Genomic DNA, 24117 nt, shown 5'->3' with positions numbered 1-24117 from the left:
TGCCGTTCATGGTCGCGGCGGTGGCGTTCGCGGCGCTGCTGGCGATCTTCATCCGCCGTCCTGGACCTGGTCGAGGGCCTGGGCAATCGTGGTTCGGGTGGCGGGGTCGGCCGGAACCAGGATGCGCAGGCGCAGCCAGGGGGCGTGGGCCGGGCGGGTCTGGGCCGCCAACAGGTGCAGCCGGCCCAGGGTCCGGTGTGTGATCTGCTTCGCGGCCGGTTCCATGGCCTGGACGTCGTGGCCGGCCCACCACTCGCGGAAGCGCGGGCTGCCGGCCGAAAGCTCGTCGACCAGGGCGACATAGGCCGGATCGCCGGGGCGGCGGGCGAACTCGGTGCGGAAATCCAGGATGTTCGCGCGGGCCGTCTGCTCCCAGGCCGTGTTGTCCCAGCCGTCGTCCTTGAACAGCCAGCGCAGCAGGTTGGGGCGGGGCGACGAGACCAGGTCGGCCATGATCAGCGCGGCCGCGCGGTTGTGGGCCAGGACGTCGAAGCGCGGGCCCAGGACGAACGCCAGATGGGGCAGCAGGCCCTCGACCAGGGCTGTGGTCTCGGCGTCGACCGGCGCGTCGGTGACCGCGGGGTCGAGGGCCACGCCGGCCAGCGTGAACAGGTGCTGCTCCTCGGACGGGGACAGCAGCAGGGCGCGGGACAGCGCCTGCAGGACCTGGGCCGACGGGGTGACGTCGCGGCTCTGCTCCAGCCAGGTGTACCAGGACAGGCCGACGCCGGAGCGCTGGGCGACCTCCTCACGACGCAGGCCGGGGGTACGCCGCCGGCCGCCGCCGGGATCGAGGCCGACATCCTCGGGCCGCAGCGCCGCCCGGCGGGTACGCAGAAAGTCGGCGAGTTCAGAACGCCGGGCCGCTGAGGGTGGTGGTGTGAGTCCCACGATCAACCATCATCTCCCGCCACGGGGAGATCGCGCGAATCATCGACGACGTGACCACGATCCCCGCAGCCACCCGCTGGGCTGCCACGCCCGAAGTCCTGCCACTCGAACGCGCGAGCGTCAGCCTGATCGACCGCGACCGCACCCGACCCTTCCTGCTCCTGCACGGCGGGGCGGGACCCGGCTCGGTGGCCGGCTTCGGTGACCTGCTCGCCGCCCGTACCCACAGCCGCGTGCTGATCCCCACCCACCCGGGTTTCGCCGGCACCGAACGGCCCGACGACCTGGCCGGCATCCCGGCGCTGGCCCAGCTCTACGCCGACCTGCTCGACCGGCTGGACGTCTGGGACGTCACGGTGGTCGGCAACTCGATCGGCGGCTGGATCGCGGCCGAGCTGGCGCTGCTCGGCAGCCCCCGGGTGAGCGGGGCGGTGCTGGTCAACGCGGTCGGCCTGGAGGTGCCCGAGCACCCGATCACCGACGTCGCGGGGCTGGCCCCGGACGAGCTGGCCGCCCTGTCGTTCAAGGAGCCGGCCCGGTTCCCGGTGCGGCAGAAGCCGGACTTCGCCGCGCTGGCCGCGTACACCCGGATGACGATGTCGGACCCCGGCCTGCGCGAGCGGCTCACCCAGCTGGACCTGCCGGTGAAGGTGATCTGGGGTGCCGCCGACGGCATCGCCCTGGCGGCGTACGGCCGCGCCTACGCCGACGCCATCCCCGGCGCGACGTTCACGCTGATCGACGGGGCCGGGCACCTGCCGCAGCTGGAGGCGCCCGAGGAACTGCTGGCCGCGATCGGGGCGGAACGATGACCGACCTGGCCGTGACCCGCGTCGGGCACAGCTGCCACCTGATCGAGATCGGCGGCCGGACGCTGCTGACCGACCCCTGGTTCACCGTCAAGCCCACCTACGACCAGGGCGAGCGGGTCGCGTTCACCCCCGACCAGCTGCCGCCGCTGGACGCGATAGTGATTAGCCACGAGCACTACGATCACTGCGACCTGGACGCGCTGCTCGACCTGCGGGACGTGCCGGTGATCGGGCCCGGCACCGTCGCCGCCATCGCCCGGGAGAAGGGGTGGAAGGACGTCCGCGAGCTCGAGGCCTGGGACGCGACCCAGGTCGGGGACGTGACGGTGACCGCCGCCCCGGGCAAGCACGGCGTGCACGAGGTGACCTTCGTGCTGCAGGGCGGCGGGCGGACCGTTTTCTTCGGCGGTGACTCCCTGCTCGTACCCGAGATGGCCGAGCTGCCGCAGCGGTTCGGGGCGTTCGACCTGGCCCTGCTGCCGACCAACGGGCTGTGCATCCGGCCGCTGGGCGGCGAGCAGGTGGTGATGAACGCGGCCGAGGCGGCCGAGCTGACCGCGATCCTGCGCCCGCGGGTGGCGATCCCGCACCACTACGCGTTCACCAGCGGCCGGCTCGGCGACCTGCTGATCACCAAGGGTTCACGCGAGCCGCTGAAGTTCGCCGCCGGTGTGAACCCGGAGACCGAGGTACGGGTGGTGCTGCCCGGTCAGCGGGTGATCCCGGTCAGCGGGTCGTAGCTGTAGTCGGTGCGCGTGTGGAACGCGTTGCCGCGGACGTCGATGTGCATCTTGCCCTGGCGGACGTTGTCGTAGGTGCCCAGCGTGCGCCAGGGCGTGCCACCCTTGAGGATCTTGAGCCGGCCGGTGAAGTCCTGCCCGGTCGCCGCGATGATCGAGTACGTCGGGCCGGCCGGCGGGTCGATGTCGAGGCCGCCGTGGGCGCGGATGGTGGTGGTCACGACCAGCCTGCCCTCGGCGTCGAGGATCGGCGCCGGCTGGTCCACACGGTACGGCGTACGCCCGCCGCCCTGCACATCCTGCCCGTTGTAGAACGTGCGCCCCAGCGTGTCCACCCAGTAGTGCGGCACCGTGGCCTTGGCCGCGCTCATGGTCGGGCCCGGGTAGTAGGACATGTGCCAGTGCGGCGGGTTGTCCAGGTGCAGCGGGTTGTTGGTCTCGAAACCCATCAGCGCGTAGAAGTGACCGCGTCGCTGCGCCTCGGCGACCAGGCCCGAGTCGACCAGGATCTCGCGGCACGCCGCCATCCACGACTGCACGGCGATCACCTCGCCGGACGGCCACGCCACGGTCTGCCACACGCCGGCCGCGCGGTCCGGGTCGTTGTGCTCGACGTGCCAGTAGAGCCCGCTCGCGGGTTGGCCCAGGTAGCTCCACACCTGCACGGTGGGTGAGTCGGCGGTCGCGCTGGCCCGGTACATCGGCAGCGTGAAGCTCACCCGCCAGCGGTCGGCCGGGTCCCGGGTCAGGGCCAGGTGCCGTTCGCCGGCGATCACGTCCTTGACGGGTACGTCGGGCCAGCGCACCGACACCGGAATGCCGGCCGGGTTGGCCTCGCCCTGGACGAAGCGCAGGTATTCGGCGCGGCTGGCCGCCTGGTATTGCGTACCCGTCATCATGGTGTACCCGGCCGGGACGGTGATCTCCGCGGCGGACGGCAGGCCCGGCTTCTTGCGCACCACCCGGAAGCCGGCGTAGGCGGTGGCCAGCGGTGCCGCCGTGGCACCGGCCTGGAGCAGGGCCGGGTCGGTGCCGAAGTCCGGAACGGCCGGGCCGGCCAGGGCGATGCCGGCACCCGCGGTCAGCACCGCGCGCCGGGAGACATGCGCAGACATGGATGCATAGTCGCGCGCCCGTTCATGAGTGTCGATGGTCCGGCTGTGAACGGCAGACATCTGAAAGGGATGCAGAGTGACCTTCGCTGCGTTCCCGCGGGACCGATTGACGGCTCGTGTGATGGCGTACGCCCTGATCGAGCGGACGCAGGTCGACCCCCACCCCGAAGCGCGGGTCAGGCGGTCGGGACCGGCCCGCGACGTCGACCGACTGATCGAGGCCGCCGACCGGAACCTCGACCGCGCGAAGTCGGCCGGCCGCGGCCGTGCGGTCGCCGCCGGCTGACTTCCAGTGGTAGCCCTGGGCGGTATCCGCGCGCCGGATATCGCCCAGGGCTACCACTGATGACGGGTCTGCCGACGGACCGGGGCCTACAGCGGGCGACGGGCGATGACCGAGGCCGCGAACGGGCCCGGGCGGACCTCGGGAGACTCGAAGCCGGCCGTGGTCAGCTCGGTGCACATCTCGTCCGGGGTCAGCACCGGGACGTCCCAGGACTGGTAGAGCACGACGTCGAGCGACGTCGCCGGGTCGCTCGGGTCCGGTTCGGCCGGGAACAGGTTCGGGGCGATCAGCAGGCCGCCGGGCCGGAGCCGGTCGTACGCGTTGGCCAAGGTCTTGACCCGGGTCGCGGCCGGGAAGAAGAACTGGCTCCAGACCACCACGTCGAAGGGCTCCGGGTCGCTGTAGGTGGCGGCGTCCTCGACGACGAACCGGATCCGGTCGGACACGCCGAGCCGGACCGCCTCGGCCCGGGCCCGGTCGATCAGGTCGCCGGCCAGGTCCACGCCGACCGCCGTCATCCTCGGGTAGACCCGCATCTCGGCCAGCGTCGCGCCGGCCAGGCCACAGCCCAGTTCCAGGCAGCGCACACCCTGCTCCAGCCGCGCGGCCAGGTCGGGGTGTCGGTCGGGCAGGGCCCGGGCGAGCGTGCGGGCCAGTTCGGTGGCGGGCGCGACGGTCACGCCGGCGGCCAGCGCCAGCCGGTCGGCGTCGGGCAGGTCCTGGTATCGCTCCGGGCCGTCGGGCCCGAACGCCTGCTCGATCAGGCGCTCGCGGACGGCCGTGCCGGCCAGCTGGTTGGCGATCTGGACGTCGGCGCCGTCCCGCAGCAGCGGCGCGTAGGTGACGCTGATCCGGTAGCGGTCCGGGTTGTCGGACTCCAGCACCCCGGCCGCACGCAGGGCGACGCACAGGTCACGCACGCGTCCGGGGCTCAGCCGGGTCGCCCGGGCGAGTTCCTCGACGCTGATCTCGCCGGCGCACCGGGCCAGGAAGCCCGAGGTCAGGGCTCCCCGCAGCAGCGCCGCCTGTTGGGCGGCCAGTCCGAGCGCCTCGACGGCATCGTTCATCTCATCCATGCGGATCCCGACGCATGAGCAGCGCCGTCGTTCACCGTTGCGGCGGGGTCGGTCCGTTCGCACCCGGTCCCTGACCCGGACGTGCATCCGGTCGGAGGCCGGACGATCACGGAGGAGGCCAGCGGATCAGAGATCGTCGAGCTGAATCAGGCCGTCCTGCAGGGCGCGGGCGACCAGCGCGGCCTTCGTCGGCGCGGGGCGGCCGGCGCGGGCGTAACGGACCCGGACCCGGTCGATGTAGCCCTCGACCGTTCGTGGTGAGAGGTTGCATCGGGCGGCCACCAGCTGCTTGGACTCGCACTGGAACCAGGCCAGCAGTACCTCCTGCTCGCGGTCGGTCAGCTGGGGGCGGTCGGAGGCCTGGTCGGCCGACATCGCCCCGGCCAGCGCGGGCGGTACGTACGGTCGGTCCTGTGCAGCGGCGAGCACCGCCGCCACCAGGTGCTCCTCGCCCTCGGCCTTGGTCAGGAAGGTGGCACAGCCGGCGTCCAGGCAGCGCAGCGCGGTCTCGCGGTCCTCGCGCATGGTGTAGACGATGACCCGGCGACCAGCGGTGACCAGATCGGTCAGCGCGTCCCAGGCCACCGCGGGCCGGTCGGCGAGCTGAAGGTCCAGGACGACGACGTCGGCGCGCAGACCGTCGGGGCTCCACGCGATCCGCGGGTCACCGCTCGCCGCCGTCACCTCGATGCCGGCGCCGTGGAACCAGGCGCGGGCCCCGGCCAGGACCACCGGATGATCGTCGACGATCGCGACGGCCGGGTTCAGACGGGACATCGCACCTCCACCCACAGCATGCCATCGGCGCTCGTCGTGCGGATCGTGAGGGGCGCGGGAACCTCGAGCGCGAAACCATCGCCCCCGCTGGTCCGGGCGACCACGCTCAGGCTCACGTGCGAGGCGGCCAGTACGGCGGTGAGACGCAGCCGGGTGACGGGCCGGTCGGCGATCCGCCGTACCACGTCGCAGGCCGCGCGGCGCAGCGCCGGTGGCAGGCCACCGGTGTGCACGGCGACCTCCACCCGGGCGCCCACCGCCTGCACATCGTCGAGGCAGGCGGACAGGTCGTCGCCGAGGGGGTCGCCGTCCGCCCGATGCCACTGGGCCATCAGCCGGCGTACCTGTGCGGCCGCGACACCGCTGCGCCACCTCAGGGTCTCGTCGCGGTCGGGGTCGTGGCCGGGTGCGGGATCGGCCAGGCTCGCGAGGACCGGCTCGACCGCGGCGGCGACGGCGTGGGACCGGCGCAGCCGGTCGTCGTGCAGGGCGGCCGCCACGAACTGATCCGTGCGCAGGGCTTCGCGGGCCAGCCGGAGCGCTCGTGTGACCCGGGCCGACCGTTCGACCGTCGTGGCCGCCAGCGCGATCGGGACCTGCAGCCCGAGGACGCCGAGCCCGCGCGCTGTCGTCAGGACGACCTCGGCACCGCCGGCCGAGAGGGCGGCCCCCTCGGCGAACATCACCGGGGCGGCCAGCAGGAGCAGGACAAGCGTCACCCGGCCGCCGGACGCGAGGGTCAAGAGTAGCCAGCCGTTCGCGCCGACGGCCCAGTTCGCGGTGGTGTGCTGGGCGGTGGTGGGCACGACGTGGGTGAGGGCAGCGGTGGCCGTGAGCGTCACGGCGGCCAGGACACCGGTCAGCACCCGCCGCAGCCGGGGCGGCGGGTGCGGCCAGGCCAGCAGGCCCGCCGCCCCGGCCCAGGCGCCGACGCTGGCCAGATAGGCCGGCCGGTAACCGGCCAGGGCCTGCGAGCGGTAGAGGACCAGCAGCAGCACCCCGCCGGTCATCCAGGTGCCCCACCGGACCGCCCGGCGGATGTCGATCACGCGGCCGGCCAGCACAGCTCGACGCGAGTGCCCGCACCGGGAACGCTGACCACCCGGGCGCTGCCGCCGGCTCGCCGCATCCGGGCGTGGACGGACAGACGCAGACCGAGATGCGCGCCGCCGGCCACGGCGTCCGGCCGGAACCCGCGGCCCTCGTCGACGACGGCCACCTCGACCGTGCCGGGGGACGGCAGCCGCACCTCCAACCGGGCCCGGTCGGTGCCGGCATGCCTCTCGACGTTGCGTAACGCCTCGTCCCGGGCCGCGAGCAGGGCCTCGAGGGCGTGCGGGGGGACGGCGGCGGGACGGGTCGCCGGAGGAACCACGGTGACCGTAAGCCCGGCGCCGTCCGGCGGCGTGGTCAGATCGGCGAACGTGGCGGTGCGGGGTGCGGGCCCGAGCCGGGACAGATCGGAACGGGCGCGGCTGCGCAGCGAGGGACCACCGGCACCACGCGACGAGGCGGCCGTCAGGGTCGCCGCCACGGTGTCGTGCAGCACCGCCAGATGGTCCTCGACGTCGGCCCGGCGTGCGCTGGTGAGTTCGGCGTCGCGCCGGAGTCCGGCCGTGGCGTCGGTCAGTTCGTCGACCCGCCGCGCGCCCCGGCACACCAGCACGATGAGGCAACGGGCCAGAGCCCCCTGCCAGAGCAGCATCACCGACTGGGCCACACCGACGTCCCAGCTGGGGCCGGTGGCCAGCGTGGAGCCCAGCCAGACAGCGGCCGCGGTGACCATGGTGTAGCCCGCGCCGTCGCCCGGCCGGGTGTAGAACTGCGCCGCCCCGACACACACCGACGTCACCGGGCGCGCCCAGTCGTCCAGATCGAGATATCCGTGCTCGGGGTGCAGCCACGGCAGCAGCACGCAGGCGGCGGCGAGCAGGATGCCATCCACGGTCACCGTCCACCGCGGCCGGTGGGTGAGCATGACGAAAACGGCCTGCCAGGCCAGGACGGCGGCGACGACGGCCATCGACGCCGCCGGATCGCCGCCGATGGGCAGCAGGGCGGTGCAGGCGAGCACGACGAGCACCCGGGCGGTCCGGGCGATCCGGGCCGCGGTGGCCTTGACCGACGTCTCGACCGGTCCGATGTCGCGAATGGTGTGCCCCCCCGTTGCCGGTCCGCATCGTAGACAGCCGATTCAAATGAGGGTCGTTCACCCCTCACCGGCCGTTCCGCGCCTCCGTAGCGTCCCTGTTCGACAGCGCCGCAATCACTTGTCAGGAAGGATTTCCGTGAAATTACCCCGTCGTTCCCTGCTGGCCTTCGGCGTCGCCCTCCCGGCGCTCGGCCTGCTGCCGCAGGCTGTCCCGGCCGCCGCCGCGCTGCCCACGGTCGACATGGAGATGGTGCTCAAGGCGGCGCAGTGGGACCCGGCCAAGGCCGACTCGGCGGTCACCCCTGGTGCCGGGCCGAGCGTCAAGCTGGTCGAGACCGCTCTGCGTGAACGCGGCCTGCTCGATCCGTCCTACGAGGACGGCCATTTCGGCACCCGGACCGTCACCGCCTACGCCCAGTGGCAGCGGGATCTCGGCTACAGCGGGATCGACGCCACCGGACTGCCCGGCCGGACGTCGCTGACCAAGCTCGGTGCGGGCCAGTTCACGCTGACCAGAGTCGTGACGGCCGGTGCCCGGACCACTCACCAGGGCTTTCCGATCAACGAGCGCACCCTGGCCATGCTCAGGGCCGCACAGGGGCGCTCCGGCCGGACGTACGTGGTCGAGCAGGGGTCCTACTCACCCGGAACCGATCCGACCTCGGCCGGGACCCACGACGGCGGCGGCGCGCTCGACATCGACGCCGAGGCTCTCACCGCCGCCCAGCGCACGGCCGCGGTGACCGCCCTGCGTCAGGTCGGCTTCGCGGCCTGGCTGCGGACGCCGGCCCAGGGCGACTGGCCCCTGCACATCCACGCCGTCGCGATCAGCGACCCCGATCTGTCGGCCCCGGCCCAGAAACAGACCGGCGCCTACTACGAGGGCCGGAACGGTCTGGCCGGCAACGGGGCCGACGACGGCCCGCACGTGCCGAAAGTCACCTACGAGGAATACCTCCGATCCCTCCAGCACAGGAGTCCGTCATGAAGAAGAAGATCATGTCCATCGCCATGGCCGCGCTGACCGGCGCGAGCATCATCGCCATGACGCCCACCGCCGCCCAGGCGGCGGGCCGCGACGGCGTCTGCAACGACGGTGAGTTCTGCCTGTACTACAACAGCGACAACGAAGGGTCGGTGTCCGACTTCACCACCTCGATCCAGGACTACGGCTTCGACCAGCCGACCTGTTACGAGTTCAAGGGTGACGGCAACGGCAAGGGCAAGTGCGTGAAGAACGAGGCGGCGTCGTTCTGGAACCGTACCGACGACCCGGTCACCGTCTACTACAAGCATGACTACGCCGGCAGCTCGCAGGTGATCGCGGCCGGGAGCAAGGGCAACTTCAACAAGGTCATGAAGAACGAGAACGCCTCGCACAAGCTCAACACCAACGATCCGACCGACGAGAAGCTGACCCACGGCCTTTACGACGCCAGCGGCGGGACCATCACCTGTGGCTTCGACGGCTACCGGCACACCGAGGGCCGGCACGAGGGAATCGACATGGCCCGGGGCATCGGCTCGCCGGTCTATGCGCTGGTGCCCGGAACGGTCATCAACGTCGTGCAGGGTTCGAACGGCAGCGGGGGGCTGTCCACCATCGCGATCTACAACTCCGAGCTCAACAAGACGGTGATCTACCTGCACAGCGACCCGCTGAACAGCCTGCACGAGGGCGACACGGTCCGGCGGGAGACCCGGATCGCCACCGAGGCCTGGCACGGGGTCAGCTCCAGCGGCGCCGCGCACACTCACGTCGAGATGCGCCTCGGCCGAAAGGAACTGGCGGCCAAGAGTGTCGGCGACGACAACCTGGAGAACCCGAACCCGACCTCGTTCTGGCACGACCGCGGTTACGACATCGACTGAGCATCGGCTGACAACGGGGGAGCCCGGCCGGGAGGACATCCCGGCCGGGCTTCGCACCGCCTCGTTGTCTCAGCCACCCGGTTCGGAGACGTGGGCGTGCACGATGCGCCAGCCCTCGGGCAGCCGGGCCCAGGTCTGCGACTGCCGGCCGAGGACGTCCCGGCCCGGATAGCCGAAGAGGGTGGTGACGACCGCGACGTCCGGCCCGTACCCCCGGATGGTGGTGTCCTTGAGCCGCCGTCCCGGCGGGAGCGCGGGCTCGGCGCGCCGCCAGCGCTCCTGCTCAGCCCGGCCGGACTGCTGGTCGGCGAGGCCGAAGCGGATCGCGTCGCCGGCGAAGAAGCCGACGATGCGGTCCACGTCGTTGGCCACCAGCGCCTCCTCGTAGGCCTCGAACGCGGCAGTGACCTGGGCGATGACCTCGGGGTGATCCAGTTCCACGTCAGGCCACCGCGACGGGCTCGTCGACCGGCTCCTCGGCCGGTTCTTCCCGGGGCGCCGGCCTGGTCAGCGCGAAGAGCACGCAGACCGCGGTCAGGAACAGGTAGCCGAGCGTCACCTGGCCGTCGGCGTTCCACTGCACCTTCTCGGCGTGGATCAGGCCGACGAAGGTCAGCACCGCGCCCGCCGCGGCGAAGATCGCGGCGTGCCAGAAACGCTTGTCGATGATGAACGCGACGATCCCGCCCAGCACCAGGCCGGCCAGGATCGCGCCGGAGCCGAGGGTCTTGAGCCCGTCGTAGACCACGCCCGCCCCGGCCAGGGCCGGGACGCCGACCTCGGCGGCGCTGGTTCCGGCGGCGGAGAGCACGTTGTCCATCTGACCGGTGGCCCACGAGGCGATGTTCGGGATCAGCGCCGCGACCACGGCCGCGGCGTGTGCCCGGGGTGTCGCCTGGAAGGCCTGCGCCCCGATCAGCAGCCCGATGTAGAGCAGGATGGGCACGATCGCGGCGGTCGGGAAGATGGTGCCGAGCAGGCCGAACATCCCGAAGAAGCAGAGCAGGGCGATGACCACGCCGGTGGCCATCGAGTAGCCGGTGCGGCCGCCGGCCGCCTTCCAGCCGGGGTGCCCGACGTACACCGCGGGCGGGAACGGCGAGCCGAGGGCCGAGCCGATGACCGCGCCGGCGCCGTCGGCCAGCAGCACGCTGCGCAGGTTGTACCGGTCGCCGGCGGTGGCGGCGCTCTCCACGTTGGTCATCGCCTCGGTGAAGTTGTAGACGCCGAGCGGGATCGCGGTGGCCAGCAGCGGCGCCATGTCGCGCAGGCCGTCGATCAGCAGGCCGACCTCGAGGTGCGGGAAGGCGAAGGCGATGTCCCGGGCGGCGGCGGTCACGTCGGGCACCGACATGGCACCGCCGATCCAGCCGATCGCGGTGCCGATCAGCAGCGCGGCCAGCCCGATGGGGATGTTGTAGGGCAGCTTGACGTCGGTGAGCAGGCCGATCAGCAGCAGGCCGAAGACCGGGAGCGCGATCCAGGCGGCCTTCCACATGTTGCCGGCCGGGGTCATCGAGATGAAGGTGATCGAGATGCCGGCCAGCGTGCCGAGCAGAGCGGCGCGCGGGGCGTATTTGCGGATGTACGGGCCGACGAACGCGCCGATCAGCACGATCACCCCGATGATGAACGCCCAGGCGATGCCCGCCGTCCACGCCTGGACCGGGTTCCCGGTGCTCAGGTAGATCGGCAGCATGATCACGAAGATCACGATGAACATGTGCGGGACGCTGGGGCCGTACGGCATCGCGGTGACGTCGGCGCGGTTCTCCTTGCGGGCCAGCCGCCGGGCCAGGTGGGTGTAGTAGATGTTGCCGGCGACCAGGGCGATGCCCAGCGCGGGCAGGACCACGCCGAAGACGTCGGACGCCGGCATCTTGATCACGCCGATGCAGAGGCCGGTCAGGGTCAGTACGTTGACCAGGACGTTGACGCCGAAGCCGAAGAAGGCGTTCGTGTCACCGCGTACCCAGTAGGGAAGTTTCATCGCTTGGCCCCCAAGCTGGCGATCACGGAAGCGGAGTCGGCGACCCAGCCGAAGATCCCGCCCTGGGCGGCGATCATCTCCAGGCCGACCTGGTGGAACGAGGGGAAGTAGGAGCCGACGCAGTCGGCCGGGACGAGGCACTCGTAGCCGCGGTCGTTGGCCTCGCGGACGGTTGTGTGGACGCAGACCTCGGTCGTCACGCCGGTGACGACGAGCTGGGTCACGGCCAGCTTCTCCAGGATGTCCGACAGGTCCGTCGCGTAGAAGGCGCCTTTGCCTGGTTTGTCGACCACGGGCTCGTCCGGCCGGGGCGCGAGCTCGTCGATGATGTCGTGCCCGTACTCACCGCGGATGAGGATGCGCCCGAACTGGCCGGGACGGCCGATGTCCGGAGCGCGGCGCAACTTGGCCGGAGGGCAGTCCGACAGATCGGGCCGGTGGCCCTCTCGGGTGTGGATGACCGGCAGTCCGGCGGCGCGCCAGGCCTGCAGAACGGCGGCGAGGGGCTCGATGGTGCGGCGCAGCTGCGAGACGTCGTTGCCGAGGCTCTCGCCGAAACCGCCGGGCAGGAGGAAGTCGCGCTGCATGTCGATCACCAGCAGGGCGGCTCGGCCGGGGTCGAGGTGGAAGGGGACCATGTCAGACCTCCGTGGCCGCGATGACGTCGTCCGAGGTGGACACGCAACCGAAGACGCCGCCCTGCATGGTCACCATGTGCAGCGCGGCGCTGTGGTTGCCGGGATCGGTGGCACCCGTGCAGTCGGAGAGGATCAGGCACTCGTAGCCGCGGTCGTTGGCCTCGCGCATGGTCGTGTGGACGCAGACGTCGGTGGTGATCCCGGTCAGGATCAAGTGCGAGATGCCATGGGTACGCAGAACCAGATCCAGATTCGTGGCATAGAAGGCGCCCTTGCCCGGCTTGTCGACGATCACCTCGCCGGGCGCCGGGGCGACCTCCGGGACGATCTCCCAGCCCGGCTCGCCCTTGATCAGGATCCGGCCGCACGGTCCCTGGCCGCCGATCTCCGCGCCGATCCGGGCCGAGCGCCAGCGCTTGTTGGCCGGCAGGTCGGACAGGTCCGGGTCGTGGCCCTCCCGGGTGTGGATCACCAGCATGTCCAGCTCGCGGGCGTGGGCGAGCAGCCGGGCGGTGGCCGGCAGCCCGCGCCGGGTGAGCGCGATGTCGTAGCCCATGGCGTCCACGTAGCCGCCCGGGCCGCAGAAGTCCGTCTGCCAGTCGATGCAGATCAGCGCGACGTTGCCGACGCTGACCGAGCCGTCGTACGGCCACAGGTAGGGGTCGGCTTTCACCGGACCGATGCGTGCGCTCATGAGGGGAGTCCTTCCGTCGTCAGCGGTTCCATGCCGCCGCCACCCGGGCCAGGTCGTCGTCGCTGAACGCCGGGCCGAAGAAGGTGATGCCGGCCGGCCGCCCATCCGCGGTCAGCCCGTTCGGCACGGCCACGGCGGCCAGGTCGAGCAGGTTGGTGAACTGCGTGTACCGGCCGAGGTTGAGGTTGCGGCCGATCGGGTCGGCGGCGATCTCGGCGTGGGTGTACGTGGTGCCGACGGTCGGCAGCACGAGAACGTCGATGGTCCGGAACAGCCGCTCGGTCCACGCCTTCAGCTCGCGCAGCCGGTGCATCCCGGCGAACGCGTCGGCCGCGGTGAACGCGCGCCCGCTCTCCAGCACGGCCCGGGTCACCGGCAGCACCGAGTCCGGGTGCTTGTCCAGGAACCCGCCGAGGTCGGCCAGCCGCTCGGCCACCCACGGCCCGCGATAGAGCAGGTCGCCGGCCTCCAGCAGTGGCCCGATGCCGACCTCGACGACCTCACCGAGCCGACGGCGCGCCTGGCCGAACGCGCGCGCCTGTTCCTCGTCACCGAAGAAGTCCACGTCCCCGGGTACGCCGTAGACGACCGTCGCGCCGATCTTCCGCTCGCCGGTGCGCCCCCACGGATCGTCCGGCTCGCGCCCGCGGGCGACCTCGGCCACCCGTGCCGCCAGCCCGACGTCCCGGGCGAAGACCGACACGCAGTCCAGCGACCGGCACGCGGGAACGACCCCGACGGTGCTGAGCAGGCCGCGGGTCGGCTTCACCCCGACGATGCCGTTCAGGGCGGCGGGCACCCGGCCCGAGCCGGCGGTGTCGGTACCGAGCGCGAAGTCGACCTCGCCGGCGGCGACCGCGACCGCCGACCCGGAGCTGGACCCGCCGGAGATCAGGCCGCCGCCGAAGACGCTCTCCGGTGTGCCGTAGGGGGAGCGGGCGCCGGTCAGCCCGGTCGCGAACTGGTCCAGGTTGGTCTTGCCGGTGAGCACCGCACCGGCGTCGAGCAGCCGTCGCACCACCGGGGCGGTCCGCTCGGGTAGGTAGGCGAAGTCGGGGCAGGCCGCGGTGGTCGGCACCCCGGCCACGTCGATGTTGTCCTTGACCGCGAACCGCAGCCCGGCGAGCGGGCCGGGCCGGCCCTCCCGCTCCGGGATCATGCTGATCCAGACGCCGTTCATGCTGTCGATTGTTGACAGAATAATTACGGCCGCCAGCGCCCAACTGTTACCGGACGATTACCGGACCAGGTAGACCCGGCCGCCGTGCCTGCTCAGCGCTTCCTTGATCGTCGCCGGGTCGCCGGTCTCGACCGCCGCCAGCAACCGCTCGTGCCGGAGCACGCCGTCGGCCGCGTCCGCCGCCTCGGCCTCCCGGGCCAGATTCACCGCCATGTACAGCTGCAGCCGGACCAGGATCGACTCGAACAGCGCGGTCAACTGGCGGTTGCCGGACAGCGCCACCACCTCGACATGGAACCGGCGGTGTGCCTCGGCGATCGCGAACCGGTCCCCGGTCGCGGTGGCCCGGCGCATCACCTCGGTCGCGGCCCGCAGCCCGGTCAGGTCCAGCACCGGCGGCAGAGCCGACGCCACGTGCCGTTCCAGCAGATCGCGGACCTCGTACAACTCGCGGACGTCGGCATCGGAGAGCGTGGCCACCCGGGCCCCGCGCCGCGGGATGTGCTCGACCAGCCCCTGCTGGGCCAGCAGCCGCAACGCCTCCCGCAGCGGACCCCGGCTGATGCCCAGCTGCCGGGTCAACTGCTCCTCGACCAGGCGTTCGCCCGGCTCGACCCGGCCGCTGAGGATCTCCCGGCTGAGCCGGTCGAGCGCCAGCTCGACCAGGCTGTGACTGGCCAGTTCCCCCTCGCTCACGTGACCGAGTGTGGCACGCGGTGGCCGCAGCGCCGCGCACGACAGCCCGCGCGGCCGTCCGGCCGTGCCGGCGGTGGCCCCGCGACAGGCTGATCCGCCGCCGCCGAAGGGGAAAGAACACCATGCTCAGGACACACGAGGAGGCCGTCGCGGCCGCCGAGACGGTGGTCACCGCATGGGCCACCGAAGTCGTCGACCGCGACCGCGACCGCGCCGGTGCGGCCGCGGGAAACCGGCCCGCTACCTCGAGGTCGTCGGCATCCGCAGATAGCCCAGCGGGGTCGAGCCGAGCGGCTCGGTCTGCCAGTCCTCGACGAACGTGCCGGCGGCCGGGTCGAGCGTCAGGCGCAGGCGGTGCGGGCTCTCCACGAAGACCACGTCGACCCGGATCCGGTCGCCGTCGAAGGCGAAGAGGGGCACGAGCGGGCCGCCGGTGTCGCCCCAGCCGGCGATCACCGGGCGGCCGTCGTCCAAGGTCAGCTCGGTCGGGGTGACCGAGACGGTGTGCACCCGGTGAGTGCCGCCGGCCGGATCGCGCGTGAACGTCGCCGACGGCAGAGCGGCGAACGGCGCCGTCAGATCGGGCCACTCGCCCGGGCCGCCGTCCGCCGTCGCGCCGGCCGGACCGGGCAGCTCGGGCCACTCGACCGGCCAGGCTCCGGCCGGGCCGTCGTCGGCGGTCAGCGCCGGCAGCAGATGCGTCCACACCGCGTCCAGCAGGGCCGGAGTGTCCTCGCTCTGGCCGGTGAGCGCCACGACCGCGCCGGCCTCGGGCAGCACCAGCATGAACTGGCCGTAGGCGCCGTCGCCACGGTAGCCGTGCCGGCCGCGCCAGAACTGGAACCCGTACCCCTGGGACCAGTCCGGCCCCTCCTCACGGTCGGTGATCACGTGCGCGCGGGTGGCCTCGGCGACCCAGCTCGCCGGGAGCAGGTCGCGGCCCCCCTCCAGGTAGAGCTGACCCAGCTTGGCGACCGCCTCGGTGGTCACGTGCAGGCCGGAATAGCCCAGCTCACGCCGGTTGCGGTCGAGCCACCAGCCGTAGGTGCCGATCTCCAGCGGCTCGAACAGCCGCGACGCCAGGAAGTCGGTCAGCGTGCCGTCGCTGACCCGGCGGACGATCGCCGACAGGGCGTTGGTGCACGGCTGGTTGTAGGCGAAGAAGGTGCCCGGCTCGTACTCCGGCGGCAACAGCAGCAGGCCCAGCACCATGTCGCCGTCGCCCTTGGCCAGCGCCTCGTCCACGGTCTCGGCGGCGTGCCCCGACGCCATCGCCGCCACGTCCCGCACCCGGATCCGGCGGCTGCGCTCGTCGGCCACCCGGCCGTCCCACTCCGGGAAGTACGACAACACCGTCGCATCCAGCTCGACCAGCCCCTCGGCCACCGCGAACCCCAGCGCCGTCGACGTGAAGCTCTTCGACAGCGAATACATCAGGTGCGGGCGGTCCGGCCCGTACGGACGCCACCAGCGCTCGCCGACCACATGGCCGTTCTTCACCACCATCAGGCTGTGCAGCTCGACGTCGGGCAGCGGGTCCAGCGCGGCCAGGAACGCGTCGATACCGCGGGCGTCGACGCCCTGCTCGGCCGGGGTGCTCCGGGGGAGGCTCATTCCTGCTTTATATCGCTTATCGTGGACGGGCGATGAACGATGACCGTGCCGCCGCGCTGGGCCGGCTCCGCGCCTCGGCGGCGCTCGAGGTCCGCGACCTCGACGAGAGTCTGCACGCGCTGTTCGAGGCGTCCAAGGACACCAACGCCGACGACGAGCACGACCCCGAGGGCAGCACCATCGCGTACGAGCGGGCCCAGCTGACCGCCGTGCTCGACGCGGCCCGGCGCCGGCTCGGCGACCTCGACGAAGCCCTGGCCCGAGTCGAGGACGGCACCTACGGGGTGTGTACCGTTTGCCGACGCGAGATCGCAGCCGAGCGGCTGGAGGCCCGGCCGTTCGCCCGGACCTGTGTGGAGTGCGCATGAGCCTGCGGGACGTCGGCGACGGGGTGTACGCGTGGGTCCAGCCCGACGGCACCTGGTGGCTGAACAACGCCGGGGTGGTCGCCGGGGAGAACGCGGCGCTGATCGTCGACACGTGCGCCACAGCCACGCGGACGCGGCGCTTCCTCGACGCGACGTCCACGCTCGGTCCGGTCCGCTACGCGGTCAACACCCATCAGCACGGCGATCACACATACGGCAACAGCCTGCTACCGCCCGAAACGGTGGTGATCGGGCACGCGCTGATGCGCGACGGGCTGGCCGCCGACCCGGTGATCGACGGATGCCCGCCGTTCTGGCAGCCGGTGCCCGACTGGGGCCCGGTCACCCGGCGTCTGCCCGACGTCACGATCACCGACGCGCTGACGCTCCACGTGGGCGGCCGCCCGGTGGAGTTGCGCCATCCCGGTGGCCCGGCCCACACCACCGGCGACGTGGTCGCCTGGGTGCCCTCGGCCGGCGTCCTCTTCACCGGCGACCTGGTCTTCGCCGGCCTCACCCCGCTGGTGTTCATGGGTTCGGTGCCTGGCGCGCTGGCCGCCCTGGACTGGCTGGCCGGCTTCGCGCCGCGGGTCATCGTGCCCGGCCACGGCCCGGTCCTCGACGACCCTGCCACTATCGCCCGGGTCCTCGACGAGCACCGGCGCTACTACCAGCTGGTGCTCGACCTCGGCCGCGACGGCCTGGCGCGCGGCATCCCACCGCTGCGGGCGGCCCGCCAGGCCGACCTGGGCGAGTTCGCCGGCTGGGCCGACGCCGAGCGCATCGTCCTCAACCTGCACCGCGTCTACGCCGACGACGGCGGCCGGGACTTCGACCTGATCACCGCCTTCACCGATGCGACCGCCCTGCTGGGCCGCCCCATGCACACCGCCGTCAACGACGCCTGAGGCGTGTTTCGGGCCGACGTGGCTGCCACATTTCAAGGTTTCGCACTCGGCGGTGATCTCGGCCGTCGCCTGGGCCGCGGTGACGAAGTCGTCGACCAGCGGCGAGGAGCGTGCGGCCGTGACCGCCAGGGACACCTGGTCGGGCGAGAGTTCCGGGACGGGTACGTAGCTGACGTCCGGATGTGAGTAGAACACGGCGGTCGAGCGGGCCAGGAACGAGATGCCCCGGCCGGCCGCGACGTGTTCGAGGGTCTCGTCCACGCCGCGCACCTGGTAACCGGCGTCGGGATTCGGTCGCCGGGTGGTCGGGTCGGTCGGCCCGATCAGCGGTTCGCCGGCTCGGGTGAACAGCGCGGCGCCGAGATCGTGTTCCAGCGCCCGGATCTGCCGGCTGAGCACCGGCTGCGCGATGTGCAGTTCCTCGGCGGCGCGACCGAAGTGCAGACGCTCGGCCACGGCGGCGAAATAGCGCAGTTTGCGCAGGTCCAGGTCGATGGCCGCCTCCGGTCCGGTGATGCCCCGACGGTATCACGGCGGCCGGAAGAGGTCTTGGACAGCTATTCATCCGAATGGCAGCCTGAATAGGTCCCGAAAGGGCCGGAGCGCAATTTCACGACCCATTTGTCGAGCTTCGGAAAGCAGGCGTACCGCCATGAGCGGAATCAGCATTATCGGTACGGGCAACATGGCCCGCGCCATCGGCACGCTCGCGGTGGCGGGCGGTAACGCCGTGGAGGTAATGGGACGCGATCAGACCAAGGCCGATGAGCTGGTCAAGGCTCTGGGCGGCGGCGCGATGACGGGCCCGTGGGGTGCCGTCCCGGCCGCGGACGTCGTCATTGCCGCGCTCTTGGCCGACGGCGTCGTTCCGGTCGTCGCCGAGTACGGTGACGCTCTCGCGGGCAAGGTCATCGTCGACATCGGCAATCCCTTCAACGCCACGTTCGACGGGCTGGCCCACGGCGATGAGACCTCGATCGCGCAGGAGGTGGCCACCGTGGCCCCGGCCGGCGCCGCCGTGGTGAAGGCGTTCAACACCATTTTCAGTCAGGTTCTGGCGAACGGACGGCCGGACGTTTTCATGGCCGGCGACGACGCGCGGGCCAAGGCGAGTGTCGCGGCGTTCATCGAGGGCGTCGGGCTGCGCCCGCTCGATGTCGGCGGCCTGCAGATGGCGCGCTGGCTGGCAGGAATGGGCCTGGTCACGGTCGGTCTGGCCGGCAACGGGATCGGCCACGGGGGCTTCGCCCTCGGCGTCAGCGAGTTCGCCGGCTGACGTGATACCCGCGGCGGTCCGATGTTCGTACTGAGTGGACTCGGCTGATCGTCGCGCACGCGGACCGACGGGTGGAATGACAGGAACGCGGGGCGGGGGCATCCTGGGGGCGGCCCGTGCCGTTCGCCTGGAGGTCAACGATGTCTGTCCCACCTGGAGGGCGGCTGTGGCCCGAGCACTGGGCGGTGCAGGCCGACCTGGAAGCCGACCGGATCCAGCACCGCCTCAACATCGCGACCGCCCGGGACCTCACGCCGTCCGAGATGGAGGCGCGGGCCGCGGTCGAGCACCACGTCACCGAGGCGCGGACCGCGTGCCGGTCGGCCGGGCGGTTCGGGCGGCGCGGGATGCTCGACCGGTGGCGCGGCGCGTCCGTCGAACGGGCGTACCTGCATCTGCATTCCGCGAAGATCTTCCTGGTCGACGTCCTGCCCGAGCCGGAGTTCGCGGCGATCGTCCCGGAGGTCGCGACCCGGCTCGGTCAGGCGCTGGGCCGCAACGACCCGCGCCGGGTCGAGGGGGAGCGGGCGCTGCAGACCAGCACCGGGCCGGTCCGCCGGGCCGCGGTCAAGCAGGCCATGGAGATCGCGTACGACGCGTCCGACGAGGAATACACCCGGCTGCGCGACTTCCGGAACATCATCGTGCTCGCCGCGGCCGCGATCACCCTGCTCACAGGCCTGCTCATCTTCTTCGTGGCGCAGACGCCGGACGCCGTCCCGATGTGCTTCGACCCGGCCGTGACGGCGCCGCCGGACGCGGGCCAGGCGGTCACCGCCGTCGCGCCGAACGTGTGCCCGCGGGGCGCGCCGCTCCGGCCGGGCCGCGCCGACATCCTGATCATCAGTGGTCTGGGGGCGCTGGGCGGGGCGCTCGGGGCGCTGATCGCCATCCGGCGGCTGCGCGGCACCTCCACGCCGTACTCGGTGTCGACCGCGCTGGCCGTGCTCAAGGTTCCGTCCGGCGCGCTGACCGCCATCATCGGCATGCTGCTGCTGGCCGGCGGCTTCGTACCGGGCCTGACCAACCTGGACAGCCAGCGCCAGATCCTGGCCTACGCCCTGCTCTTCGGCCTGGCCCAGCACCTGGTCACCCGGGTCGCCGACAACCGGGCCCAGCAGCTGATGGACAACATCCCGAGCAAGGACCCGGAGGCGAAGCCGGCCGAGCCGCCGGTGGCGATGCCGTCCGCGCCGCCGGCCCCGCCGACCGATCCACCGGGCGAGGTCGCGGCCGCGCCGGTCGAGGCGACCGGGGAGTTCCTGCCCCCGCAGGAGGTCGACGGCTTGGTCGACGAGCTCAAGAAGACCGACGAGGAGCTGGAGATCGAGGAGTTCCCGCTCCGGCCCGAGGAGCCCGACGAGTTCCCGGACGACGACGGCGATCCCGAGGTCGGCGACGAGGAACTGGCCCAGACCGGCACCGACCGGGGGGTGGGCTGAGATGGCCCGGACCGCGGCCGAGGTTCTCCGGATCGCCCGATCCCAGATCGGCTACCAGGAGGGCCACAACAACGACAACAAGTACGGCCGGGCGTACGGCATGAACCATGTCTTCTGGTGTCAGCAGTTCGTGTGGTGGGTGTTCCGGCAGGCCGGCGCGGGCGGCGAGATGCCCAAGACGGCCGTGACCCGCGTCGCGTACCCCTGGTATCGCAAGCATCGCCATCTGGTGCGGACGCGTGACGCGAAACCCGGTGACGTGGTGTGGTTCGACTTCAGCGGCACGCTCAAGCCGGTCTCGCACGTCGGCATCGTGGAGAAGAACCTGGGCGGCGGCCGCCTGCAGACCATCGAGGGCAACACCAACGGCAAGGGTGTCCGGTCCGGCGGCGGGGTGCTGCGCAAGGTGCGGTCGAGCCGGATCGTGGCGGTGGGTCGTCCGGGCTTCGTCACGGCCCAGCGGCACCCGGCGCCGGGGAGCGGCGACCTGCGCTATCCCGGCCACCCGATCGGCCCGGGCAGCCGCGAGCACGGCACCGTGCGCTGGATTCAGGGCCGGCTGAACTTCTGGGCCGGGCGGGCGAGGCTGACCGTGGACGGCGACTTCGGGCCGCTGACCGAGCGGGCGTTGCGGGAGTTCCAGGTCCGGCGCGGGCTCAAGGGTCTGGGTGTGGCCGGCCCGAAGACCTGGCCGCTGCTCAACGCGATCCGTTGATCGGGCGTGGATCAAGAGCGTTTGTGGTGCCTGAGTGGTGGTGCGGACCGCAACTCCCGTCGGGCCGGGTGGGCGGCTCCAAGGCCGTGGGGCGGCCGGTAGGCCCGCCGCTACATTGACGATCTTCTCTGGATTGATACGGTCGTCTCCCGACCACCAGGAGGGTTCCATGAAGCTACGCAGGCTGGCCGCAACACTCCTCGCGGCCATCTTCGTCACCGCCGGTCTACAGGCCACCGGCATCGCACCGGCCTCGGCGGCGCCGCGGGTGCTGTACTACGACGCGTCCCAGGCGCAGGAATTCGTCGCCGCCGTCAACCAGGGCGCACAGATCTGGAACAGCCGGGCCACCAACGTGCGGCTGGAACAGGTGCCGGCCGGGCGAACCCCCAACATCCGGGTGTACGCCGACAACGGCTGGCCCCGCACGTACACGTCGTCGCTGGGCAACGGCTACTGGTACATGGGCCGTGAGGCGGTGAACGACGGCTACTACGTGCCGCGGATCGCCGCCCACGAGTTCGGCCACATCCTGGGGCTGCCCGACCGGCGTACCGGCCTCTGCGCGGACCTGATGTCGGGCAGCAGCGCCCCCGTGTCGTGCACCAACGCGAACCCCAACAGCACCGAGGTCGCCCAGGTGAACGCCAACTTCCGTACCGCGGCCAAGGTCCCCGCGCAGACCTACGTCTGGGCCGGCGCCCCCGCGGCCTGACGTTTCGATCGGGCGGTCCGGGGGCGCGATTCCCCGGGCCGCCCTCATGTCACGCACAGGGGGCAGGTTCCAGCGGCCGAGGGTATGAAAGGGCAAAGAGCGCGTCCGTTCATCCATTTGTGACGATGTCTGGTACGACCGCCCCAATTTCGCGAACGGCCTGATGAGCGGGTCGAACGCGAGTCCAACTCGGCGATGATCGCGCCGGATCGGGGTGCTGACAATGCTGGCCGGATTGCAGCGTCGGCCGGTTGGGGTAACGTCCAGGACGCCCTCCATAATGCTCATGTTGGCGTGGTGACAACGCAATGTTTGTTTCCCCGAATGTCACGCTGCCCGCCGTCAGGTTTCAGATTCTCGGTCCGGTGCGCATGTGGCGCGACGGCGAGGAGATCGATCTCGGCCCGCGGCAGCGACGTACGATGCTCGCCCTGCTGCTCGCCCGGGCCCGGCAGACCGCCAGCCTGTCCGAGCTGGTGGAAATTCTCTGGGACGACGAACCACCGGCCCACGCGGTCAACCTGGTGCACCGGCACGTCGGCCGGTTGCGCCGGCAGTGCGAACCCGACCTGCCCAACCGGGCCAGTGGACGCTGGCTGGTGCCGCGCGGCGGCGGCTACGGGATGGCGGTCGACGTCGAGTCGCTCGACCTGCTGCGCTTCCGCGGGCTGGCCGAGTGGGCCCGGGGCGAGACGCCGGCCGAGGCGCTCGCCCTCTACGCCCGGGCCCTGAGCTGGTGGAAGGGCCCGGTCGCGGCCGACCTGGAGCCGATCCAGCGTGCGCATCCGGCCTTCACCGCGATCGAGCGCGAATACTCCGCCGTGGTCGAGGCGTTCGCCCAGGCGGCGCTCACCCTGGGGCAGGGCCGGGTGGCGCTGCCGGCGTTGGCCGAGGCGGCCGACCGGCATCCGTACGACGAGGCGACGCAGGCCTGGCTGCTGCTGGTGCTGGCCGCGACCGGCCGGCAGGGCGATGCGGTGGCCCGGTACGAGCTGGTCACCCGCCGCCTCCGCGAGGAGCTGGGCGTCGACCCGGGTGCGGAGCTGCGGCAGGCCTACGAACAGGTGCTGCGCCAGCAGTTCCCGTCGGCCGGCCTGGTCCGGGCGGCGCCCGCCCAGCTGCCACCGGACCTGCCGTTCACCGGCCGGCGGGACCTGCTGGCTCAGGTGCGCGGGCCGGTGATGGCCATCCACGGCATGCCCGGCACCGGGAAGACCGCGCTGGCCGTCCGGGCCGCGCACCGGCTCGCCGACCGGTACCCGGACGGGCAGCTGTACCTCGACCTGCACGGCTTCGACCACACCCGGCCGGCCGTCACCACCGACGAGGCGCTGCACGATCTGCTGGTCGGGCTCGGGGTCGACGCCCGCGCGATCCCGTCGACCCGGCAGGCCCGGACCGGCCTCTACCGCAGCCTGCTGGCCGGCAAACGGATGTTGGTGGTGCTGGACGACGCCCGCGATGCCGACCAGGTCGCCGACCTGCTGCCCGGCACCGACCGCAGCCTGGCCCTGGTGACCGGGCGCAGCAAGCTGACCAAGCTGCGGGCCGCCGCCGGGGCGGACTTCCTGCCGGTCGGGCTGCCCTCACCGGCCGAGGCCCGCGCTCAGCTGCGGATCCATCTCGGGCCCGGTCGGGCCGCCGCCGATCCGGCCGCCCTGGACGCGGTCGTCGAACACTGTGGACGTCTGCCGCTGGCGCTCGCCCTGACCGGTGCGCGTGCCGCCGCCCAGCCGGAACTGAGCCTGGCCGATCTGGCCGACGAGCTCCGGCGCATGATCGAGAATCCGGACCGGTACGCCCACAGCGAGATCGCCGCCGGCCTGCGGGCCGCTTTCGCGGGCTCGTACCGCCGCCTCTCCGAGCCCGCCGCGCGCCTTTTCCACCTGCTCTCCCACCATCCCGGCGACGAGGTGACGGTGGCCGTGGCGGAGCGGCTGGGCGACCTGCCTCCGGCCACCGCGCACGCGCTGCTGGCCGAACTGGACCGGGCCGGGCTGGTCCTGGAACGTGACACCGGGCGCTATTCGTGGCACCGGTTTGCCCGGATGTACGCCGCGGGAACGTACCGCCGGGAAACGGTGGGCAGCTCAGGACCGAAGTGACCGGCGGCGACGGCCGAGTCACTAATAGGCCACTCCTGCCGCCGTAACGTCCCGC

25 protein-coding genes and 1 pseudogene are annotated in these 24117 nt (G+C 72.1%); 12 read left to right on the top strand and 14 right to left on the bottom strand.

What is annotated here, in order from left to right; all coding sequences use genetic code 11:
• Positions 1 to 48: 48 nt before the first annotated feature.
• On the bottom strand, positions 49 to 891 hold the full coding sequence (locus tag ACGFIO_RS40025) for a helix-turn-helix transcriptional regulator (protein WP_392835408.1): 843 nt from the start codon (positions 889 to 891) through the stop codon (positions 49 to 51).
• A 50-nt stretch (positions 892 to 941) separates the two neighbouring features.
• Between ACGFIO_RS40025 and ACGFIO_RS40020 the strand changes: the two genes are divergently transcribed.
• Together ACGFIO_RS40020 and ACGFIO_RS40015 are read left to right on the top strand one after the other, a co-directional pair.
• The gene (locus tag ACGFIO_RS40020; RefSeq protein WP_392835405.1) at positions 942 to 1703 is read left to right on the top strand and encodes an alpha/beta fold hydrolase; all 762 of its coding nucleotides are present in this window, start codon (positions 942 to 944) and stop codon (positions 1701 to 1703) included.
• On the top strand, positions 1700 to 2443 hold the full coding sequence (locus tag ACGFIO_RS40015; protein ID WP_392835402.1) for an MBL fold metallo-hydrolase: 744 nt from the start codon (positions 1700 to 1702) through the stop codon (positions 2441 to 2443). The genes ACGFIO_RS40020 and ACGFIO_RS40015 overlap by 4 nt, the downstream gene beginning before the upstream one ends.
• Here the strand turns inward: ACGFIO_RS40015 and ACGFIO_RS40010 are convergent.
• Positions 2413 to 3558, bottom strand: coding sequence for a hypothetical protein (locus tag ACGFIO_RS40010; RefSeq protein WP_392835399.1), 1146 nt, complete (start codon positions 3556 to 3558; stop codon positions 2413 to 2415). The two genes, ACGFIO_RS40015 and ACGFIO_RS40010, sit on opposite strands and share 31 nt — an antisense overlap.
• Before the next feature lie 76 nt (positions 3559 to 3634).
• Between ACGFIO_RS40010 and ACGFIO_RS40005 the strand changes: the two genes are divergently transcribed.
• Positions 3635 to 3844, top strand: a complete 210-nt coding sequence (locus tag ACGFIO_RS40005) for a hypothetical protein (RefSeq protein WP_392835396.1) — start codon at positions 3635 to 3637, stop codon at positions 3842 to 3844.
• Between the two features lie 86 nt (positions 3845 to 3930).
• Here the strand turns inward: ACGFIO_RS40005 and ACGFIO_RS40000 are convergent, their stop codons facing one another.
• The 4 genes from ACGFIO_RS40000 to ACGFIO_RS39985 form a co-directional block, all read right to left on the bottom strand.
• Positions 3931 to 4920 carry an SAM-dependent methyltransferase gene (locus ACGFIO_RS40000; RefSeq protein ID WP_392835393.1) on the bottom strand — a complete coding sequence of 330 codons (990 nt, stop codon included), beginning with the start codon at positions 4918 to 4920 and terminating at the stop codon, positions 3931 to 3933.
• Between the two features lie 126 nt (positions 4921 to 5046).
• Entirely contained in the window at positions 5047 to 5697 is a 651-nt protein-coding gene (locus ACGFIO_RS39995) for a response regulator (protein WP_392835390.1), read from the bottom strand.
• A complete protein-coding gene (locus ACGFIO_RS39990) occupies positions 5685 to 6761 on the bottom strand; it encodes a hypothetical protein (RefSeq protein WP_392835388.1) in 1077 nt (358 codons plus the stop codon). The genes ACGFIO_RS39995 and ACGFIO_RS39990 overlap by 13 nt, the downstream gene beginning before the upstream one ends.
• Positions 6743 to 7780, bottom strand: a complete 1038-nt coding sequence (locus ACGFIO_RS39985; RefSeq protein WP_392835385.1) for a sensor histidine kinase — start codon at positions 7778 to 7780, stop codon at positions 6743 to 6745. Before ACGFIO_RS39985 ends, ACGFIO_RS39990 begins: the two co-directional genes overlap by 19 nt.
• A 205-nt stretch (positions 7781 to 7985) precedes the next feature.
• On the opposite strand from ACGFIO_RS39985, the gene ACGFIO_RS39980 reads away from it, so the two are divergent.
• Together ACGFIO_RS39980 and ACGFIO_RS39975 are read left to right on the top strand one after the other, a co-directional pair.
• A complete protein-coding gene (locus ACGFIO_RS39980; protein ID WP_392835382.1) occupies positions 7986 to 8837 on the top strand; it encodes a peptidoglycan-binding protein in 852 nt (283 codons plus the stop codon).
• Complete coding sequence (locus ACGFIO_RS39975; protein WP_392835380.1) at positions 8834 to 9721, top strand: peptidase inhibitor family I36 protein; 888 nt, start codon at positions 8834 to 8836, stop codon at positions 9719 to 9721. Before ACGFIO_RS39980 ends, ACGFIO_RS39975 begins: the two co-directional genes overlap by 4 nt.
• 69 nt (positions 9722 to 9790) lie before the next feature.
• Here the strand turns inward: ACGFIO_RS39975 and ACGFIO_RS39970 are convergent, their stop codons facing one another.
• From ACGFIO_RS39970 to ACGFIO_RS39940, 7 genes are all read right to left on the bottom strand, one after another.
• A complete protein-coding gene (locus ACGFIO_RS39970) occupies positions 9791 to 10162 on the bottom strand; it encodes an AtzH-like domain-containing protein (RefSeq protein WP_392835377.1) in 372 nt (123 codons plus the stop codon).
• Position 10163: 1 nt separating this feature from the next.
• The gene (locus ACGFIO_RS39965) at positions 10164 to 11711 is read right to left on the bottom strand and encodes a regulator (RefSeq protein ID WP_392835374.1); all 1548 of its coding nucleotides are present in this window, start codon (positions 11709 to 11711) and stop codon (positions 10164 to 10166) included.
• Positions 11708 to 12349 carry a cysteine hydrolase family protein gene (locus tag ACGFIO_RS39960; RefSeq protein WP_392835372.1) on the bottom strand — a complete coding sequence of 214 codons (642 nt, stop codon included), beginning with the start codon at positions 12347 to 12349 and terminating at the stop codon, positions 11708 to 11710. The genes ACGFIO_RS39965 and ACGFIO_RS39960 overlap by 4 nt, the downstream gene beginning before the upstream one ends.
• 1 nt (position 12350) lies before the next feature.
• The gene (locus ACGFIO_RS39955; RefSeq protein WP_392835370.1) at positions 12351 to 13043 is read right to left on the bottom strand and encodes a cysteine hydrolase family protein; all 693 of its coding nucleotides are present in this window, start codon (positions 13041 to 13043) and stop codon (positions 12351 to 12353) included.
• 19 nt (positions 13044 to 13062) lie between these two features.
• Positions 13063 to 14223 carry an allophanate hydrolase gene (locus ACGFIO_RS39950; RefSeq protein ID WP_392835367.1) on the bottom strand — a complete coding sequence of 387 codons (1161 nt, stop codon included), beginning with the start codon at positions 14221 to 14223 and terminating at the stop codon, positions 13063 to 13065.
• Between the two features lie 57 nt (positions 14224 to 14280).
• Positions 14281 to 14919, bottom strand: a complete 639-nt coding sequence (locus ACGFIO_RS39945; protein WP_392835365.1) for a GntR family transcriptional regulator — start codon at positions 14917 to 14919, stop codon at positions 14281 to 14283.
• Positions 14920 to 15159: 240 nt separating this feature from the next.
• Positions 15160 to 16533 (bottom strand): serine hydrolase, encoded by a 1374-nt coding sequence (locus tag ACGFIO_RS39940; RefSeq protein WP_392835362.1) that lies wholly within the window; start codon positions 16531 to 16533, stop codon positions 15160 to 15162.
• 32 nt (positions 16534 to 16565) lie between these two features.
• Between ACGFIO_RS39940 and ACGFIO_RS39935 the strand changes: the two genes are divergently transcribed.
• Together ACGFIO_RS39935 and ACGFIO_RS39930 are read left to right on the top strand one after the other, a co-directional pair.
• The gene (locus ACGFIO_RS39935) at positions 16566 to 16901 is read left to right on the top strand and encodes a TraR/DksA family transcriptional regulator (protein WP_392835360.1); all 336 of its coding nucleotides are present in this window, start codon (positions 16566 to 16568) and stop codon (positions 16899 to 16901) included.
• Positions 16898 to 17809 (top strand): MBL fold metallo-hydrolase, encoded by a 912-nt coding sequence (locus ACGFIO_RS39930; protein WP_392835357.1) that lies wholly within the window; start codon positions 16898 to 16900, stop codon positions 17807 to 17809. Before ACGFIO_RS39935 ends, ACGFIO_RS39930 begins: the two co-directional genes overlap by 4 nt.
• Before the next feature lie 372 nt (positions 17810 to 18181).
• Here ACGFIO_RS39930 and ACGFIO_RS39925 read toward each other — a convergent pair.
• Positions 18182 to 18265: pseudogene (locus tag ACGFIO_RS39925) on the bottom strand (LysR family transcriptional regulator); the annotation flags it as partial.
• Between the two features lie 196 nt (positions 18266 to 18461).
• On the opposite strand from ACGFIO_RS39925, the gene ACGFIO_RS39920 reads away from it, so the two are divergent.
• The 5 genes from ACGFIO_RS39920 to ACGFIO_RS39900 all read left to right on the top strand — a co-directional run bounded on the left by ACGFIO_RS39920 (position 18462) and on the right by ACGFIO_RS39900 (position 24062).
• Positions 18462 to 19085: an NADPH-dependent F420 reductase gene (locus tag ACGFIO_RS39920; RefSeq protein ID WP_392835355.1), complete on the top strand. Its 624-nt coding sequence runs from the start codon at positions 18462 to 18464 to the stop codon at positions 19083 to 19085.
• A gap of 140 nt (positions 19086 to 19225) precedes the next feature.
• Positions 19226 to 20527: a hypothetical protein gene (locus ACGFIO_RS39915; protein ID WP_392835353.1), complete on the top strand. Its 1302-nt coding sequence runs from the start codon at positions 19226 to 19228 to the stop codon at positions 20525 to 20527.
• A 1-nt stretch (position 20528) separates the two neighbouring features.
• Positions 20529 to 21242, top strand: a complete 714-nt coding sequence (locus ACGFIO_RS39910; RefSeq protein ID WP_392835350.1) for a CHAP domain-containing protein — start codon at positions 20529 to 20531, stop codon at positions 21240 to 21242.
• Between the two features lie 169 nt (positions 21243 to 21411).
• Entirely contained in the window at positions 21412 to 21957 is a 546-nt protein-coding gene (locus tag ACGFIO_RS39905) for a snapalysin family zinc-dependent metalloprotease (protein WP_392835347.1), read from the top strand.
• 371 nt (positions 21958 to 22328) lie between these two features.
• A complete protein-coding gene (locus ACGFIO_RS39900; protein ID WP_392835446.1) occupies positions 22329 to 24062 on the top strand; it encodes a BTAD domain-containing putative transcriptional regulator in 1734 nt (577 codons plus the stop codon).
• Positions 24063 to 24117 lie beyond the last annotated feature (55 nt).

This window comes from Actinoplanes sp. NPDC049265 (assembly GCF_043197135.1).
In the GTDB taxonomy this organism is placed as follows: domain Bacteria; phylum Actinomycetota; class Actinomycetes; order Mycobacteriales; family Micromonosporaceae; genus Actinoplanes.
Note: the sequence above shows the minus strand (reverse complement) of the source record. Positions and strands in the feature narration are given on the sequence as shown.